Origin of the sequence: Pseudomonas sp. 14A (assembly GCF_018132745.1) — a bacterium.
In the GTDB taxonomy this organism is placed as follows: domain Bacteria; phylum Pseudomonadota; class Gammaproteobacteria; order Pseudomonadales; family Pseudomonadaceae; genus Aquipseudomonas; species Aquipseudomonas mercuritolerans.
Window position 1 is genome coordinate 195,634 of the sequence record NZ_JAGRQJ010000003.1, and the last position, 15,885, is coordinate 211,518.

Here is a 15,885-nt window from a genome sequence, read left to right on the forward strand (position 1 = left end):
CAAAGAAACGCCGCCATGATAACCAGTCGGGGGCCGCTTGTCCGGCCCGGTCGCTCGATGACCCCAGCCGAAAGCAGAATTTGAGTGGAGATGAGCATGAGTGCAGTTCAAAGCGTCGGCCCGCAGGCATTGCCGGCACTGCAAGAACAGGTCGAGCAGATCATCGCCGAAGCCAAGCGCCAGGGCGCCAGCGCCTGTGAAGTCGCGGTGTCGCTGGAGCAGGGGCTGTCGACTTCGGTGCGTCAGCGCGAGGTCGAAACCGTTGAATTCAATCGTGATCAGGGTTTTGGCATTACCTTGTATGTCGGCCAGCGCAAAGGCTCGGCCAGCACCTCGGCCACCGGGCCGGAGGCGATTCGTGAAACCGTCGCAGCAGCACTGGCCATCGCCAAGCACACTTCCGAAGATGAAGCCTCGGGCCTCGCCGACGCCGCACTGATGGCCAGGGATGTGCAGGATTTCGACCTGTTCCACGAGTGGGACATTACCCCGGAGCAGGCCATCGAGAAGGCTTTGCTCTGCGAGGCGGCGGCGTTCGATGCTGATGCGCGGATCAAGAACGCCGACGGCACCACCCTCAGCACCCATCAGGGCTGCCGGGTGTATGGCAACAGCCACGGTTTCATCGGCGGCTACGCGTCGACCCGGCACAGCCTGAGCTGCGTGATGATCGCCGAAGCTGACGGCCAGATGCAGCGCGATTACTGGTACGACGTCAATCGCCAGGGCAGTTTGCTCGCCGATCCGGTGAGCATCGGCCAGCGTGCCGCGCAACGGGCGGCGAGCCGTCTGGGCGCGCGGCCGGTGCCGACCTGCGAAGTGCCGGTGCTGTTTTCCGCCGAACTGGCGGGCGGTCTGTTCGGCAGCTTCCTCTCGGCAGTATCCGGCGGCAGCCTGTATCGCAAATCGTCGTTTCTCGAAGGCACACTCGGGCAAAAGCTGTTCCCGGAATGGCTGACCATCGATGAGCGTCCGCATCTGATGCGCGCCATGGGCAGTGCTTCCTACGATGGTGACGGCTTGGCGACCTACGCCAAACCGTTCGTCGAAAAGGGCGAATTGGTCTCCTACATCCTCGGCACTTACTCCGGACGGAAACTGGGCATGCCGAGCACCGCCAACGCGGGCGGGGTGCACAACCTGTTCGTCACCCACGGTGATGAGGATCAGGCAGCGCTGTTGAAGCGCATGGGCCGAGGACTGCTGGTCACCGAATTGATGGGCCACGGCCTGAACATGGTCACCGGCGACTATTCGCGCGGTGCGGCGGGCTTCTGGGTCGAGAACGGCGAGATCCAGTTCGCCGTGCAGGAAGTCACCATCGCCGGCAACATGCGCGACATGTTCAAGCAGATTGTCGCGGTGGGTAATGATCTGGAGCTGCGCAGCAACATCCGCACCGGCTCGGTGTTGATCGAGCGGATGACTGTCGCCGGCAGCTAAGCCGCGAATCCGCCAACAAAAAAGGCGCGCCATCCGTTCTGGATGGCGCGCCTTTTTTATTCGCTTCGCACAAATCCCCTGTGGGAGCGAGCCTGCTCGCGAAAGCGGTGGATCAGTTGTAAATGTGCTGACTGACACAGCGCATTCGCGAGCAGGCTCGCTCCCACAAGTGAACAGAGCAAACCCAAGCTATTGTGTTGGTTCTCATTATCATCTAATAATAAATCTCATCTCCGAACGAGTCCCGGATCATGAGTTCTGCCTTGCACGAGCAGCCCTACCTCGAAAGCTGGCGCTGGATGAGCCGCCAGATCCGTTGCGCGCTGGATCCTGACGAACCGCGCCTGATCGAACACTACCTCGCCGAAGGGCGCTATTTGTCCTGTTGCACAACCACCTCGCCCTGGACCGTCGCCGAAACGTCTTTCCGTCTGCTGCTCGATACCGCCACCGACATTGCGTTGCCGTGGCACTGGCGCAGCGTCTGTCTCGATCAAGCCTGGCGCCCATTGCGTGAAATGGAGCGCCTGGCGCTTTGCCAATGCCGCTTGCAGCGCTGGCAACGCTACACCTGGCAGCTCGCCACCTGCGAGTTGCAACCCTCGATTCCTCTCATTGATCTGCTGCAAGGACACTCGCATGACCAAGACACGTATTGAGCGCGACAGCATGGGCGAACTGCAGGTGCCGGTCGATGCGCTCTATGGCGCGCAGACCCAGCGCGCCGTGGACAACTTCCCGATCAGCGGCAAGCCGATGCCGACGCAGTTCATCCGCGCGCTGATCCTCGCCAAAGCCGCCGCTGCCCGGGCCAACGTTGAGCTGAACCAGATCAGCGCGGCCCAGGGCAAAGCCATCAGTGATGCCGCGCAAGGTCTGCTCGAAGGCGATTTCATGCAGCATTTCCCGGTAGATATCTTCCAGACCGGTTCCGGCACCAGCTCGAACATGAACGCCAACGAAGTGATCGCGACGCTGGCCAGTCGCATGCTCGGCGAGCCGGTCAACGCCAACGATCATGTCAACTGCGGGCAAAGCAGCAACGACATCATCCCGACCACCATCCACGTCAGCGCCGCGCTGGCCCTGCATGAACAATTGCTGCCGGCGCTGTTGCATCTGGTCCAGGTCATCGAGCGCAAGGCCGAGCAAGTGCATCACCATGTGAAGACCGGGCGCACTCACCTGATGGACGCGATGCCGGTGCGCATGAGCCAGGTGCTCAACGGTTGGGCGCAGCAGCTCAAGGCCAATATCGGCCATCTGCAGGATTTGCTGCCAAGCCTGCAAGCGCTGGCGCAGGGCGGCACCGCGGTCGGTACCGGGATCAATGCGCATCCGGAGTTCGCCGCGCGATTCAGTCGGCATCTGAGCCAACTGACCGACGTGCAGTTCACCCCAGGCAAGGATCTGTTCGCGCTGATCGGCTCGCAGGACACCGCCGTCGCCGTTTCCGGCCAGCTCAAGGCCACCGCCGTGTCGCTGATGAAAATCGCCAATGACCTGCGCTGGATGAACTCTGGTCCGCTGGCCGGTCTCGGCGAAATCGAACTCGAAGCGCTGCAACCGGGTTCGTCGATCATGCCCGGCAAGGTCAATCCGGTGATTCCGGAGGCCACCGCCATGGTCGCTGCGCAAGTGATCGGCAACGACTCGGTGATCACCGTCGCCGGTCAATCCGGCAACTTCGAACTGAACGTGATGCTGCCGATCATCGCGCACAACCTGCTGAGCAGCATCGAACTGCTGGCCAATGCCAGTCGCCTGCTCGGTGACAAGGCGATCGCCAGTTTCAAGGTCAATGAGTCGCGTTTGAAAGAGGCGCTGTCGCGCAATCCGATTCTGGTCACCGCGCTCAATCCCATCATCGGTTACCAGAAAGCCGCCGAAATCGCCAAGCAGGCCTACAAGGATGGCCGCGCGGTGATCGACGTCGCTCTGGAATACACCGACCTGTCGCGCAGCCAACTGGAAGAGTTGCTCAACCCCGAGAAACTCACCGCCGGCGGCGTGTAAACCCCGCAACCGCTTTGGAGGCTCACCATGGAGCACTGGAAACGCACGATCGAACGGGCCAATCGCTGCTTCATGCTGGGCGAACTGATCGACGCCCGTGAGGCTTACCTGCAAGCCCTGGCCCTGGCGCAAGTGTTGTTCGAACGCTGGGCGGATGCCGACGAAGCGGTGGCGGCCTGCGTCGTCTCTCATCACAACCTCGCCGACCTGCATTTGCGCCTGAACCAACCGGAGGAGAGCGCCGAATACCTGTGCGCTATCCATCAACGTTTGTTGCAGACCATGCAGGACGAACGCCTGCGCCCGGCCCTGCGTGAAGCGGCGTTACGCCAGAGCAGCAAGACCTACGTCGAGCTGCTGAATTTCATCAGCGAGCACGGCGAATACCCGCGCACCCAGCGTCTGCTGCATCCAGACACCGGCAATGCTCGCCGCGCCGCAAATTCTCATCAGCATGGAGTCCACTGAAATGGCTTTTACCTTGCCTGCCTTGCCCTACGCCTACGATGCCCTCGAGCCGCACATCGATGCGCAGACCATGGAGATTCATTACACCAAGCACCACCAGACCTACATCAACAACCTCAACGCCGCCGTTGAAGGCACCGAGTTCGCCGAGTGGCCGGTGGAAAAACTCGTCGCCAGCGTTCAGCAACTGCCGGAAAAGCTTCGCGCGGCGGTGATCAACCAGGGCGGCGGGCACGCCAATCATTCGCTGTTCTGGGAAGTGATGGTGCCCAACGGAGGCGGCAAGCCCGACGGCGCACTGGCCAAGGCCATCGATGAGCAACTGGGCGGACTCGACAGTTTCAAGGACGCGTTCACCAAAGCCGCGCTGACCCGTTTCGGCAGCGGCTGGGCCTGGCTCAGCGTGACACCGGAGAAAAAACTGGTCGTGGAAAGCAGCGGCAATCAGGACAGCCCGTTGATGAACGGCAATACCCCAATCCTCGGTCTCGACGTCTGGGAACACGCCTACTACCTGCGTTACCAGAACCGTCGCCCGGAATACATCAGCGCGTTCTACAACGTGATCAACTGGCCGGAAGTTGCTGCGCGCTATCAGGCCGCACTGGTTTAAGCCTTCCATAAAAACAATCAGGGCTGACTATGGGCACGGAAACACTGGCGATTGCCAGCGGGCGCATGTTTCGTTACGCGGTGGGTTCGCTGTTGCTGTTGGCGGGTATGACTTTGCTGGTCGCCCACGGTTTGCAGTGGCTGAATCTGGAACCGCGGCTGTTGCGCGCCTTGCAGGGCGGTGCCATCTGCGCGTTGGGCACGGCGCTTGGCGCCGTGCCGGTGCTGGTGATCCGGCGCATGCCGCAGGCACTCAGCGATACCTTGCTTGGGTTTGGTGCCGGGGTGATGCTGGCGGCGACGGCGTTTTCGTTGATCGTGCCGGGGATCGCTGCGGCCGAAAGTCTTGGTCTGACGCCGTGGGCCGCCAGTAGCCTGATCTGCTTCGGCATCCTGCTCGGCGCGTTCGGTCTGTATCTGGTGGATCGGCGCGTTTCGGGTGCCTCGCCGGAGATGCTCGTCGGCACGCTGGAGCATCCGGTGATTCCACCGCGAATCTGGCTGTTCGTGTTCGCCATCATCGCGCACAACATTCCGGAAGGCATGGCGGTTGGCGTATCTGCCGGCGGCGGGATGACGGACGCCGACAGCCTGGCGATGGGCATCGCTCTGCAGGATGTGCCGGAAGGGCTGGTGATTGCGTTGGTGCTGGCCGGGGCAGGGATGTCGCGGGTCAGGGCATTTTTGATTGGCGCGGCGTCTGGGCTGGTCGAACCGGTATTTGCACTGTTATGCGCGTGGCTGGTGAGTCTGGCTCAAGTGCTGTTGCCGCTGGGGCTGGCGTTGGCGGCCGGGGCGATGTTGCTGGTGGTGACCCACGAAGTGATTCCGGAGTCGCGTCGTCATGGGCATGACAAGCTGGCCAGTCTGGGCCTGTTGGTCGGGTTTTGTCTGATGATGGTGATGGATACGGCGTTGGGGTGAATGGAGGCGAGGAACAGTGTCCCCGCCTCAAGGATTATTCACCTTCGTCGAAATACCTTTCGATCAGATCGACCAATGCGTCCATGGCTTCCTGAGCCTGTTCGCCTTCGGTGCTCAAATGGATTTTGGTGCCTTTACCCGCCGCGAGCATCATCATTGCCATGATGCTCTTGCCGTCGACAGTCGTTTCAGGTGTGCGTCCCACCCGGATCGTGCAGTCTGGATACTGACCGGCCACGCCGACGAATTTGGCCGATGCCCGGGCATGCAGACCCAGCTTATTGATGATTTCGATTTCACGAGCAGGCATCGCGGTGTGAATCCTTTAGGTGAGGTCGCGGTGGCGAACCTGGACGTTCTTCAGGGTTTTCTGCAGGGCCTGACCCAGACGTTCGGTCAGGTAGACGGAGCGGTGGTGCCCGCCGGTGCAGCCGATGGCAATGGTCACGTAAGCGCGGTTGCTGGCGGCGAAACGTGGCAGCCACTTGTTCAGGTAGGCGTAGATGTCCTGATACATTTCTTCGACATCCGGCTGCTGCGCCAGGTACTCCGCCACCGGTGCATCAAGGCCCGACTGCGCACGAAGCTCCGGTTTCCAGTACGGATTGGGCAGGCAGCGCACATCGAAGACCAGATCGGCATCGACCGGCATGCCGCGCTTGAAGCCAAATGATTCAACCAGAAACGCCGTGCCGGGCTCAGGCTGATTCAACAGGCGCAACTTCAGGGTATCGCGCAGTTGATACAGATTGAGGTTGGTGGTGTTGATTTTCAGGTCAGCCAGATCGGCGATCGGGCCAAGCAGGGCGGTTTCATCGTGAATCGCCTCGGCCAGTGAGCGATTGGCGTTGCTCAGCGGGTGACGACGACGGGTCTCGGAAAAACGCTTGAGCAGGGTTTCTTCATCGGCGTCCAGGTACAGCACATCGCACTTGATATGTTTGGCACGCACGTCTTCGAGCAGCTCAGGGAAACGTGACAGATGGCTGGGCAGGTTGCGTGCATCGATCGACACGGCGACCAGCGGCTGCGCCAGTTCGGTGTGAATCAGCGCCCGCTCGGCCAGTTCCGGCAGCAAGCCGGCCGGCAGGTTGTCGATGCAGTAGTAGCCGTTGTCCTCAAGGACATTCAGGGCGGTACTTTTACCCGAGCCCGAACGGCCACTGACAATGATCAAACGCATGATTAGTGCCCGTTCTGCTCGTCCAGTACAACCTGGTACAAGGCTTCGTTGCTCGCGGCGCTGCGCAGTTTTTCACGAACTTCCTTGCGGTCGAGCATGCTGGCGATCTGGCGCAGCAACTCCAGATGCGCATCGGTCGCGGCTTCCGGGACCAGCAGCACGAACAGCAGGTCGACCGGAGCGCCGTCGATGGCGTCGAAATCGATTGGCGCTTCAAGATGCAGCAGGGCACTGACAGGCGCCGTGCAGCCCTTGAGGCGGCAGTGAGGAATGGCGATGCCGTTGCCAAAACCGGTAGAACCGAGTTTTTCACGGGCGATCAACGCCTCAAAGACATCCTGCATCGCCAGATCCGGCACTTCGCGGTGGATCAGGTTGGCAATATGTTCGAGGGCTTTTTTCTTGCTGCCGCCCGGCGCGTTCACTTGGGAACGGCCGGGGGTCAGGATGGTTTCAAGTCGGATCATGGGATAGGGGGGTTAACGACCGGTCGCGCCCTGGAGGAGGCTCTGGGTCTTTTCCTTATGCTTTTTGAGTTGGCGATCCAGCTTGTCGGTGAGTGAGTCGATCGCAGCATACATGTCGGTATCTTCTGCGTTGGCGACCACTTCGCTGCCGGGGATATGCAAGGTGGCTTCGATCTTCTGCTTCAGCTTTTCGACGCACATCGTGACTTGCACGTTGGTGATCTTGTCGAAATGTCGCTCCAGTCGTTGGAGTTTTTCCTCGATGTAGGAACGCAGAGGTTGGGTCACTTCCAGTTGGTGTCCACTGATGTTGACTTGCATACAGCTTCTCCTTCGTTGCCAGTGCATAAAGCGGCAGGCCGAAAAGCCTGCCACTGGAACGCTGTAACGTGGCTTACATCAACCGCTTGCGTTCGCTCGAAGGCGCGATTCCGAGGGATTCGCGGTACTTGGCGACGGTGCGGCGAGCCACCTGAATGCCTTGTGCCTCCAGTAAACCAGCGATCTTGCTGTCACTCAACGGCTTTTTCTGATTTTCCGCTGCGACCAGTTTCTTGATGATCGCGCGAATCGCCGTGGACGAGCATTCGCCGCCTTCGGAGGTGCTGACGTGGCTGGAGAAAAAGTATTTCAGCTCATAAATACCGCGCGGGGTATGCATGAATTTTTGTGTGGTCACCCGGGAAATCGTCGATTCGTGCATGCCGACCGCTTCGGCGATGTCATGCAATACCAACGGCTTCATCGCTTCGTCGCCGTATTCGAGGAAACCGCGCTGATGTTCGACGATCTGCGTGGCCACTTTCATCAGGGTTTCGTTGCGGCTCTGCAGGCTCTTGATGAACCAGCGGGCTTCCTGCAACTGGTTGCGCATGAAAGTGTTGTCGGCGCTGGTGTCGGCACGTTTCACAAAACCGGCGTACTGGGCGTTGACACGCAGGCGTGGCACCGATTCCTGGTTCAGCTCGACCAGCCAGCGCTCGTTGTCCTTGCGCACGATCACATCGGGAATGACGTACTCGGCTTCGGTCGACTCGATCTGCGAGCCCGGACGCGGATTGAGGCTCTGCACCAGTTCGATGACCTGGCGCAGCTCGTCTTCCTTGAGCTTCATCCGGCGCATCAGCTGGCTGTAATCGCGACTGCCGAGCAGGTCGATGTAATCGGCGACCAGCCGCTTGGCTTCGGCCAGCCAAGGTGTTTTGGCCGGCAACTGGCGCAGTTGCAGGAGCAGGCATTCGCTGAGGTTGCGGGCGCCGATCCCGGCGGGCTCGAATTGCTGGATGCGATGCAGGACGGCTTCGATCTCGTCGAGCTCGATGTCCAGTTCCGGATCGAACGCTTCAAGAATTTCTTCGAGTGTTTCGTCCAGATAGCCCTGATTGTTGATGCAGTCGATCAGGGTCACGGCGATCAGGCGATCGGTGTCGGACATCGGCGCCAGGTTCAGTTGCCAGAGCAGATGGCTTTGCAGGCTCTCGCCGGCCGAGGTGCGGGTGGTGAAATCCCACTCGTCGTCATCGCTGCTGGGCAGGCTGCTCGCGCTGGTCTGGTAGACGTCTTCCCAGGCGGTATCCACCGGCAGTTCGTTGGGGATGCGCTCGTTCCATTCGCCATCCTCGAGGTTGTCCACCGTCGGGGCGGTTTCCTGGTAGGAGGGTTCCTGGATTTCGGCGGGCTTCTGTTCGGCGTTGTCGGCCAGAGGATCGGCGTTGTCGAAGTCGTCGCCTTCTTCCTGGCGTTCGAGCATCGGATTGGATTCCAGAGCCTCCTGGATCTCCTGTTGCAGGTCCAGGGTCGACAATTGGAGCAGGCGGATGGCCTGTTGCAGCTGCGGTGTCATCGTCAGCTGCTGGCCCATTCTCAAGACTAGCGATGGTTTCATGGCAGGGGCTTAACACCTTATTCGCCGGCGCTTTGCGCCATCCACTACAGGGCGCCGAAGCGCCAAACTTAAGCAAATTATATGCCTGAAACTGAAGTGTTTGCCTAGAGCGCTGTAACAATTAAAGCGGATAAATGCGCCTTGAATCGATACAGCGCTGTCGCGCTTACAGGCGGAACTCGTGACCCAGATACACTTCCTTGACCAGATCGTTGGCCAGGATGGTTTCGGCATCGCCTTCAGCGATCAGTTGACCGTCGTTGACGATGTAAGCGGTTTCGCAGATGTCCAGCGTCTCACGGACGTTGTGGTCGGTGATCAGCACACCGATGCCCTTGGCCTTGAGGTGATGGATGATCTGCTTGATGTCGCCGACCGAGATCGGGTCGACACCGGCGAACGGTTCGTCGAGCAGGATGAACTTCGGCGCAGTGGCCAACGCGCGAGCAATTTCCACTCGGCGGCGTTCACCACCGGACAGGCTCATGCCGAGGTTGTCGCGGATGTGGCTGATGTGGAATTCCTGCAGCAGGCTTTCCAGCTCCTTGCGACGACCGGCCTTGTCGAGTTCCGGGCGGGTCTCGAGGATCGCCATGATGTTGTCGGCGACCGACAGTTTGCGGAAGATCGACGCTTCTTGCGGCAGATAGCCGATACCGGCCTTGGCGCGGCCGTGCATCGGCTGGTGGCTGACATCCAGGTCATCGATCAGCACACGGCCCTGATCCGCCTGCACCAGGCCAACGATCATGTAGAAGCACGTAGTCTTGCCAGCGCCGTTCGGGCCGAGCAAGCCGACGATCTGCCCGCTGTCGATCGACAGGCTGACGTCACGCACGACCTGGCGGCTTTTATAGGCCTTGGCCAGGTGCTGAGCTTTCAGAGTTGCCATTACTGGGATTTCTCTTCGGTTTTCTTCTTCGGCTGGATCACCATGTCGATGCGCGGACGCGATTCGGTGACCTTGCTGCCCGTGGCGCGACCGGCGCTGGCCAGTTTCTTCACGGTGTCGTAGACGATTTTTTCGCCCTGGGTGACGTTGTTATCCTTGTCGATAACCTTGGCCTTGTCGATCAGCACCACCCGGTTCTGCTGGGCGTGGTATTGAATCGTCACGCCGTAGCCCTTGACCGGGTTGGCGTCGCCCTGGGTCTGCAGCTGCTCGAAGTAAGCCAGGTTGCCCACCGAGGTCACCACGTCGATGTCGCCATTGGGCGCGCGAGTCATGGTCACTGTGTTGCCTTTGACGATCATCGAACCCTGGGTAATGATCACGTCACCTTTATAGGTGGCGATGCCATTCTTGTCGTCCAGTTGCGCGTCGTCGGCCTGAATGCGGATAGGCTGCTGCTGATCGTTCGGCAGGGACCAGGCGCTCGCGCTTCCCAGTGCTGCGCCCAGACTGAGCAAAATAGGGAGGGTTTTAACGAGCCTCATACTGTCCTCTTACGTTCGATTGCAGGTGTATCCTGCTTTCCTTCAGGTACGCTTTCATTCCGACGCCAGTCGATACACCGCCAGCGCCCTCGATTCTAACGGGTTGCGCAGTCTGCGCATATTCCTGCTGCGGGAACACGGTCATGCGGGTGCTGGTGATCAGGGTGCCGCGCTGTTTCTCGTCGGTGCGCTGTACGCGTACCGAGTCGATCAATTCCACTTCGGTACCGCCCGAATTCACTTCGCCGCGCTCACTGGTCACGTGCCATGGGAAGTCGGTGCCGCGGTACATGTTCAAATCAGGCTTGGTCACCAGGGTGATATCGGTAGCCTTGACGTGCTCGGCCTTGTCGGAAGTCATCTCGTACTGCACCTTACCGTCGGGCAGGTACTGAATGGTATGCGTGTTGGTCGCGTACCAGTCGATCGGATTCTCGGCCGCCGAAAGCGGTGGCTTGTCGAGGAAGCGTTCCGGGCTGATGTTCCAATAGCCGACCGCAGCGAAAATCGCCGCGATGCAGCCGAACAGCAGGAAGTTGCGAAACTTTTTGCTAAACATGGTCAGGCTCACAGGTACGCGGCGTTGGCCGCTTCAAGGCGGCCCTGGGCGCGCAGGATCAATTCGCAGAATTCGCGGGCGGCACCTTCGCCGCCGCGGGCGCGGGTAACCCCGTGGGCGTGTTCGCGGACAAAGTCGGCAGCGTTGGCCACCGCCATGCCCAGCCCTACACGGCGGATTACCGGCAAGTCTGGCAGATCGTCACCGAGATAGGCGACTTCTTCATAGCTCAGGCCCAGTTGTCCGAGCAGGCCGTCGAGCACCACCAGTTTGTCTTCGCGCCCCTGAAACAGGTGCGGGATGCCGAGGTTTTTCGCGCGGCGCTCGACCACCGGGGTTTTGCGGCCACTGATGATCGCCGTTTGCACGCCGGCATTCATCAGCATTTTGATGCCCTGGCCGTCGAGGGTGTTGAAGGTCTTGAACTCGCTGCCGTCTTCGAGGAAGTACAGGCGGCCGTCGGTGAGCACACCGTCGACGTCGAACACTGCCAGTTTGATTGCTTTGCCGCGTTGCAGCAGATCGTTGCTCATTACATGACTCCTGCGCGCAGCAGATCGGAGAGGTTGAAGGCGCCGATCGGGCGATCCTCCTCGTCGACGACTACCAGGGCGTTGATTCGATGGTCTTCCATGATTTTCAGGGCTTCGGCGGCGAGCATGTCGGGCCGGGCGGTCTTGCCGTGGGCGGTCATCACCTGATCGATGGTGGCGCTGCGAATGTCGATGGCACGATCCAGGGTGCGGCGCAGATCGCCGTCAGTGAAGATCCCGGCGAGCTTGCCATCGGCTTCAATAATAGCGGTCATGCCCAGACCCTTGCGGGTCATTTCCATCAGCGCGTCTTTGAGCAGGGTGCCGCGTTGTACTTGCGGCAGCTCCTGCCCGGCGTGCATGACGTTTTCCACTTTCAGCAGCAGGCGACGGCCAAGGGCGCCACCCGGATGCGAGAAGGCAAAGTCTTCAGCGGTGAAACCACGCGCTTCCAGCAAGGCCACGGCGAGGGCATCGCCCATGACCAGTGCTGCAGTAGTAGAAGAAGTCGGCGCCAGATTCAACGGGCAGGCTTCGTGCTCGACATGCACATTGAGATTGACCTCGGCGGCCTTCGCCAAGGGCGACTGCGGGTTGCCGGTAACGCTGATCAACTGGATGCCCAGGCGTTTGATCAATGGCAGCAGCGTTACGATTTCGTTGGTCGAGCCGGAGTTCGACAGTGCCAGAATCACGTCGTCGCGGGTGATCATGCCCATGTCGCCATGGCTGGCTTCGGCCGGATGCACGAAAAACGCCGGGGTGCCGGTGCTGGCCAGGGTGGCGGCGATCTTGTTGCCGACGTGCCCGGATTTGCCCATGCCGACCACGACGACGCGGCCCTTGCTGGCCAGAATCATCTCGCAAGCGCGTACGAAATCGGCGTCGATATGGGCCATCAAGCCTTGGACGGCTTCCACTTCGAGGCGGATGGTGCGTTGTGCCGACTGAATCAGGTCGCGGGTTTTGCTCATGTCAGAATCGTATGGGCCGATGAAAAGGCGGCGATTATAGCGGTTATGTGGCAAAGCCTCACGCAAGTTCGTCGTGCTTTGTCATTACTGGTTACCAAAACACTCTGAAAGTCGCTGCGACCCTCATGTGTCGGCGATTCTGGCCGGGTTCTCGCTTGGGCGCTCAGCCTTTGCAGTGATATAGTTCGCCGCCAGTTCGGCCTGCCCGGGATGCAGGTGTTTCCGAGGAAAGTCTGGCATCCCAGTGAGAGGCTGCATCGCAAGGAGTTTAGATGAGTGCCGATAACGCCTACGCGGTCGAGCTGAAGGGAGTCTCCTTCAAGCGCGGTGCGCGGAGCATTTTCAATAACGTCGATATCCGCATCCCCCGCGGCAAGGTCACCGGCATCATGGGGCCTTCCGGCTGCGGCAAGACCACGCTGCTGCGCCTGATGGGCGCACAGTTGCGGCCGTCCAGCGGTGAAGTCTGGGTCAACGGGCAGAATCTGCCGACGCTGTCGCGCAGTGATCTGTTCGATGCGCGCAAGCACATGGGCGTGCTGTTTCAGAGCGGTGCGCTGTTCACTGACCTTGATGTGTTCGAGAACGTGGCCTTCCCGCTGCGGGTGCACACGCAACTGCCGGAAGACATGATCCGCGACATCGTCCTGCTCAAATTGCAGGCAGTGGGTCTGCGTGGCGCCATCGATCTGATGCCGGACGAACTGTCCGGCGGCATGAAGCGCCGCGTGGCGCTGGCCCGGGCGATTGCCCTCGATCCGCAGATTCTCATGTACGACGAGCCCTTCGTGGGCCAGGACCCGATCGCCATGGGCGTGCTGGTGCGCCTGATCCGCCTGCTCAACGATGCCCTGGGCATCACCAGCATCGTGGTCTCGCACGATCTTGCAGAAACCGCGAGCATTGCCGACTACATCTATGTAGTGGGCGATGGTCAGGTGCTGGGCCAAGGCACACCGGATGAGCTGATGAAATCCGATGACCCGCGTATCCGCCAGTTCATGACCGGTGATCCCGATGGCCCGGTGCCGTATCACTTTCCAGCGACGGATTACCGCGCAGATCTTCTGGGGAAGCGCTGATGCGCAGAATTTCATTGATGGAACGCGTGCGTCGGTTCGGCGAATCGGCGATCGACGCGGTCGCGGTGTTTGGTCGGGCGACCCTGTTCCTGTTTCACGCCCTGCTGGGCCGTGGCGGTATCAGCGGTGGTTTCGGCCTGCTGGTCAAGCAGCTGCATTCGGTCGGCGTCATGTCGCTGGTGATCATCGTGGTCTCCGGCATTTTCATCGGCATGGTCCTGGCGTTGCAGGGCTTCAGCATTCTTTCCAGCTATGGTTCAGAGCAGGCGGTGGGGCAGATGGTCGCCCTGACGCTGCTGCGTGAACTGGGGCCGGTTGTCACCGCGTTGCTGTTTGCCGGGCGCGCCGGTTCGGCGTTGACCGCCGAGATCGGCAACATGAAATCCACCGAGCAGTTGTCCAGCCTGGAAATGATCGGTGTCGATCCGCTCAAGTACATCATTGCCCCGCGCCTGTGGGCCGGCTTCATTTCCCTGCCGGTGCTGGCGATGATCTTCAGCGTCGTCGGCATCTGGGGCGGTTCGTGGGTCGCAGTCGACTGGCTGGGCGTTTATGAAGGCTCGTACTGGGCGAACATGCAGAACAGCGTGAATTTCACCAGTGACGTGCTCAATGGCGTGATCAAGAGTGTCGTTTTCGCCTTTGTGGTGACCTGGATCGCCGTATTCCAAGGCTATGACTGTGAGCCCACTTCCGAGGGGATCAGTCGTGCCACCACCAAGACCGTGGTGTTTGCCTCGCTGGCAGTGCTCGGCCTGGACTTTATTCTGACCGCTTTGATGTTTGGAGATTTCTGATGCAAAACCGCACCCTGGAAATCGGTGTCGGCCTGTTCCTGCTGGCAGGGATCCTGGCTTTGCTGCTGCTCGCCTTGCGCGTCAGCGGCCTGTCTCCGACTTCGTCCACCGACACTTACAAGTTGTATGCGTATTTCGACAATATCGCCGGTCTGACGGTCAGAGCCAAAGTGACCATGGCCGGTGTGACCATCGGCAAGGTCACCGCTATCGATCTGGATCGCGACAGCTTCACCGGTCGGGTCACGCTGCAAGTGGATAAGAAGGTCGACAACCTGCCGGTCGATTCCACAGCGTCTATCCTCACCGCGGGTCTGCTGGGCGAGAAATACATCGGTATCAGCGTCGGCGGTGAAGACACCCAGTTGAAAGACGGTGGAACCATCCACGACACGCAGTCGTCACTGGTACTGGAAGACCTGATCGGTAAATTCCTGCTCAATACCGTTAGCAAAGACGCCAAATGAGGAGCTTTTGAATGATCTCTATCTTGCGACGTGGCCTGTTGGTGTTGCTCGCGGCCCTGCCGTTGATGGCTAACGCTGCACCGGGGCAATCGGCTCATGACCTGATTCAGGACACCACGAACCGGATGCTTGCCGACTTGCAGGCAAACAAAGAGAAGTACAAGCAGGATCCGCAGGATTTCTATGCGGCGCTGAACAACATTGTCGGTCCGGTGGTGGATGCCGAGGGCATCTCCAAAAGCATCATGACCGTGAAGTATTCGCGCAAGGCCACGCCTGAGCAGATGCAGCGCTTTCAGGAAAACTTCAAGCGCGGTCTGTTCCAGTTCTACGGTAACGCTCTGCTGGAATACAACAACCAGGGCATCACCGTTGACCCGGCCAAAGACGAATCGGGCGAGCGCACCAGCGTCAACATGACCGTCAAGGGCAGCAACGGCGCGATCTATCCGGTGCAGTACACGCTTGAGAAGATCAGCGGCGAGTGGAAGCTGCGCAACGTGATCATCAATGGCATCAACATCGGCAAGCTGTTCCGTGACCAGTTCGCCGACGCCATGCAGCGCAATGGCAACGATCTGGACAAGACCATCGATGGCTGGGCCGGTGAAGTGGCCAAGGCCAAGCAGGAAACCGACAAAGCCGCCGCGAAGCCAGCGCAATGAGTGAGGCGGCAGTTCGTATGAGTGATGTCGACGAGCTGGTGCTCAGCGGCGTGCTGGATTACCGCACCGGGCCTGAGCTGCGCAAGGAAGGGCAGGCGCTGATCAAGTCGAGCAAGGCGTCGGCGCTGGTCATCGATTGTTCGGCGGTGCAGAAGTCCAGCAGCGTCGGCCTGTCGTTGCTGCTGTGCTTCATGCGTGATGCACAGGCGGCCGGCAAGGCCGTCAGCATCCGCGCGATGCCCGAAGACATGCGCGAAATCGCTCAGGTCAGTGAACTGACCGAGCTGTTGGCGCATCCCTGAACCAGCATCTATAAAGAAGCCCCCCGTCAGAGTCCTGCGTTGCGGGGTTCGCAGGCGCGGGGCTTTTTTGT

At 60.2% G+C, this 15,885-nt stretch carries 21 protein-coding genes; 11 read left to right on the forward strand and 10 right to left on the reverse strand.

Features of this window, described 5'->3' with window-relative positions:
* Positions 1-90 precede the first annotated feature (90 nt).
* From pmbA to PS14A_RS03535, 6 genes are all read left to right on the forward strand, one after another.
* Positions 91-1,443, forward strand: coding sequence for a metalloprotease PmbA (pmbA, locus tag PS14A_RS03510; RefSeq protein ID WP_172834015.1), 1,353 nt, complete (start codon positions 91-93; stop codon positions 1,441-1,443).
* Between the two features lie 251 nt (positions 1,444-1,694).
* Positions 1,695-2,102 (forward strand): FagA protein, encoded by a 408-nt coding sequence (locus tag PS14A_RS03515; RefSeq protein ID WP_212615321.1) that lies wholly within the window; start codon positions 1,695-1,697, stop codon positions 2,100-2,102.
* Positions 2,083-3,459 (forward strand): class II fumarate hydratase, encoded by a 1,377-nt coding sequence (locus PS14A_RS03520; RefSeq protein ID WP_212615322.1) that lies wholly within the window; start codon positions 2,083-2,085, stop codon positions 3,457-3,459. Before PS14A_RS03515 ends, PS14A_RS03520 begins: the two co-directional genes overlap by 20 nt.
* Positions 3,460-3,486: 27 nt before the next feature.
* Positions 3,487-3,927: a hypothetical protein gene (locus PS14A_RS03525; protein WP_212615323.1), complete on the forward strand. Its 441-nt coding sequence runs from the start codon at positions 3,487-3,489 to the stop codon at positions 3,925-3,927.
* A 1-nt stretch (position 3,928) separates the two neighbouring features.
* On the forward strand, positions 3,929-4,540 hold the full coding sequence (locus PS14A_RS03530) for a superoxide dismutase (protein WP_212615324.1): 612 nt from the start codon (positions 3,929-3,931) through the stop codon (positions 4,538-4,540).
* A gap of 29 nt (positions 4,541-4,569) precedes the next feature.
* Positions 4,570-5,463, forward strand: coding sequence for a ZIP family metal transporter (locus PS14A_RS03535; RefSeq protein WP_212615325.1), 894 nt, complete (start codon positions 4,570-4,572; stop codon positions 5,461-5,463).
* Between the two features lie 34 nt (positions 5,464-5,497).
* Here the strand turns inward: PS14A_RS03535 and PS14A_RS03540 are convergent, their stop codons facing one another.
* The 10 genes from PS14A_RS03540 to PS14A_RS03585 form a co-directional block, all read right to left on the reverse strand.
* Entirely contained in the window at positions 5,498-5,773 is a 276-nt protein-coding gene (locus PS14A_RS03540) for an HPr family phosphocarrier protein (protein WP_016771685.1), read from the reverse strand.
* A 15-nt stretch (positions 5,774-5,788) separates the two neighbouring features.
* On the reverse strand, positions 5,789-6,646 hold the full coding sequence (gene rapZ, locus PS14A_RS03545) for an RNase adapter RapZ (protein WP_076565860.1): 858 nt from the start codon (positions 6,644-6,646) through the stop codon (positions 5,789-5,791).
* Between the two features lie 2 nt (positions 6,647-6,648).
* Positions 6,649-7,113, reverse strand: a complete 465-nt coding sequence (ptsN, locus tag PS14A_RS03550) for a PTS IIA-like nitrogen regulatory protein PtsN (RefSeq protein ID WP_130910549.1) — start codon at positions 7,111-7,113, stop codon at positions 6,649-6,651.
* A gap of 12 nt (positions 7,114-7,125) precedes the next feature.
* The gene (raiA, locus tag PS14A_RS03555; protein ID WP_007912419.1) at positions 7,126-7,434 is read right to left on the reverse strand and encodes a ribosome-associated translation inhibitor RaiA; all 309 of its coding nucleotides are present in this window, start codon (positions 7,432-7,434) and stop codon (positions 7,126-7,128) included.
* 73 nt (positions 7,435-7,507) lie between these two features.
* Entirely contained in the window at positions 7,508-8,998 is a 1,491-nt protein-coding gene (locus PS14A_RS03560) for an RNA polymerase factor sigma-54 (protein ID WP_130888597.1), read from the reverse strand.
* 166 nt (positions 8,999-9,164) lie between these two features.
* A complete protein-coding gene (lptB, locus tag PS14A_RS03565; protein WP_024011621.1) occupies positions 9,165-9,890 on the reverse strand; it encodes an LPS export ABC transporter ATP-binding protein in 726 nt (241 codons plus the stop codon).
* A complete protein-coding gene (lptA, locus tag PS14A_RS03570) occupies positions 9,890-10,435 on the reverse strand; it encodes a lipopolysaccharide transport periplasmic protein LptA (RefSeq protein ID WP_016771679.1) in 546 nt (181 codons plus the stop codon). The genes lptB and lptA overlap by 1 nt, the downstream gene beginning before the upstream one ends.
* On the reverse strand, positions 10,422-10,994 hold the full coding sequence (gene lptC, locus PS14A_RS03575) for an LPS export ABC transporter periplasmic protein LptC (RefSeq protein WP_212615326.1): 573 nt from the start codon (positions 10,992-10,994) through the stop codon (positions 10,422-10,424). The genes lptA and lptC overlap by 14 nt, the downstream gene beginning before the upstream one ends.
* Positions 10,995-11,002: 8 nt before the next feature.
* Positions 11,003-11,527 carry an HAD family hydrolase gene (locus PS14A_RS03580; RefSeq protein ID WP_212615327.1) on the reverse strand — a complete coding sequence of 175 codons (525 nt, stop codon included), beginning with the start codon at positions 11,525-11,527 and terminating at the stop codon, positions 11,003-11,005.
* Positions 11,527-12,501: a KpsF/GutQ family sugar-phosphate isomerase gene (locus PS14A_RS03585; protein ID WP_041477981.1), complete on the reverse strand. Its 975-nt coding sequence runs from the start codon at positions 12,499-12,501 to the stop codon at positions 11,527-11,529. The genes PS14A_RS03580 and PS14A_RS03585 overlap by 1 nt, the downstream gene beginning before the upstream one ends.
* Positions 12,502-12,773: 272 nt before the next feature.
* Here PS14A_RS03585 and PS14A_RS03590 point away from each other — a divergent pair, with 272 nt between their 5' ends.
* From PS14A_RS03590 to PS14A_RS03610, 5 genes are read left to right on the forward strand one after another with little or no spacing between them, the layout of a single operon-like run.
* Positions 12,774-13,583 (forward strand): ATP-binding cassette domain-containing protein, encoded by an 810-nt coding sequence (locus tag PS14A_RS03590; RefSeq protein WP_212615328.1) that lies wholly within the window; start codon positions 12,774-12,776, stop codon positions 13,581-13,583.
* A complete protein-coding gene (gene mlaE / locus PS14A_RS03595) occupies positions 13,583-14,380 on the forward strand; it encodes a lipid asymmetry maintenance ABC transporter permease subunit MlaE (protein WP_016771674.1) in 798 nt (265 codons plus the stop codon). Before PS14A_RS03590 ends, mlaE begins: the two co-directional genes overlap by 1 nt.
* Positions 14,380-14,847 carry an outer membrane lipid asymmetry maintenance protein MlaD gene (gene mlaD / locus PS14A_RS03600; RefSeq protein ID WP_016771673.1) on the forward strand — a complete coding sequence of 156 codons (468 nt, stop codon included), beginning with the start codon at positions 14,380-14,382 and terminating at the stop codon, positions 14,845-14,847. The genes mlaE and mlaD overlap by 1 nt, the downstream gene beginning before the upstream one ends.
* A gap of 11 nt (positions 14,848-14,858) precedes the next feature.
* On the forward strand, positions 14,859-15,512 hold the full coding sequence (locus tag PS14A_RS03605) for an ABC transporter substrate-binding protein (RefSeq protein WP_110603726.1): 654 nt from the start codon (positions 14,859-14,861) through the stop codon (positions 15,510-15,512).
* Positions 15,509-15,814: an STAS domain-containing protein gene (locus PS14A_RS03610; protein WP_130909585.1), complete on the forward strand. Its 306-nt coding sequence runs from the start codon at positions 15,509-15,511 to the stop codon at positions 15,812-15,814. The genes PS14A_RS03605 and PS14A_RS03610 overlap by 4 nt, the downstream gene beginning before the upstream one ends.
* Positions 15,815-15,885: the final 71 nt, after the last annotated feature.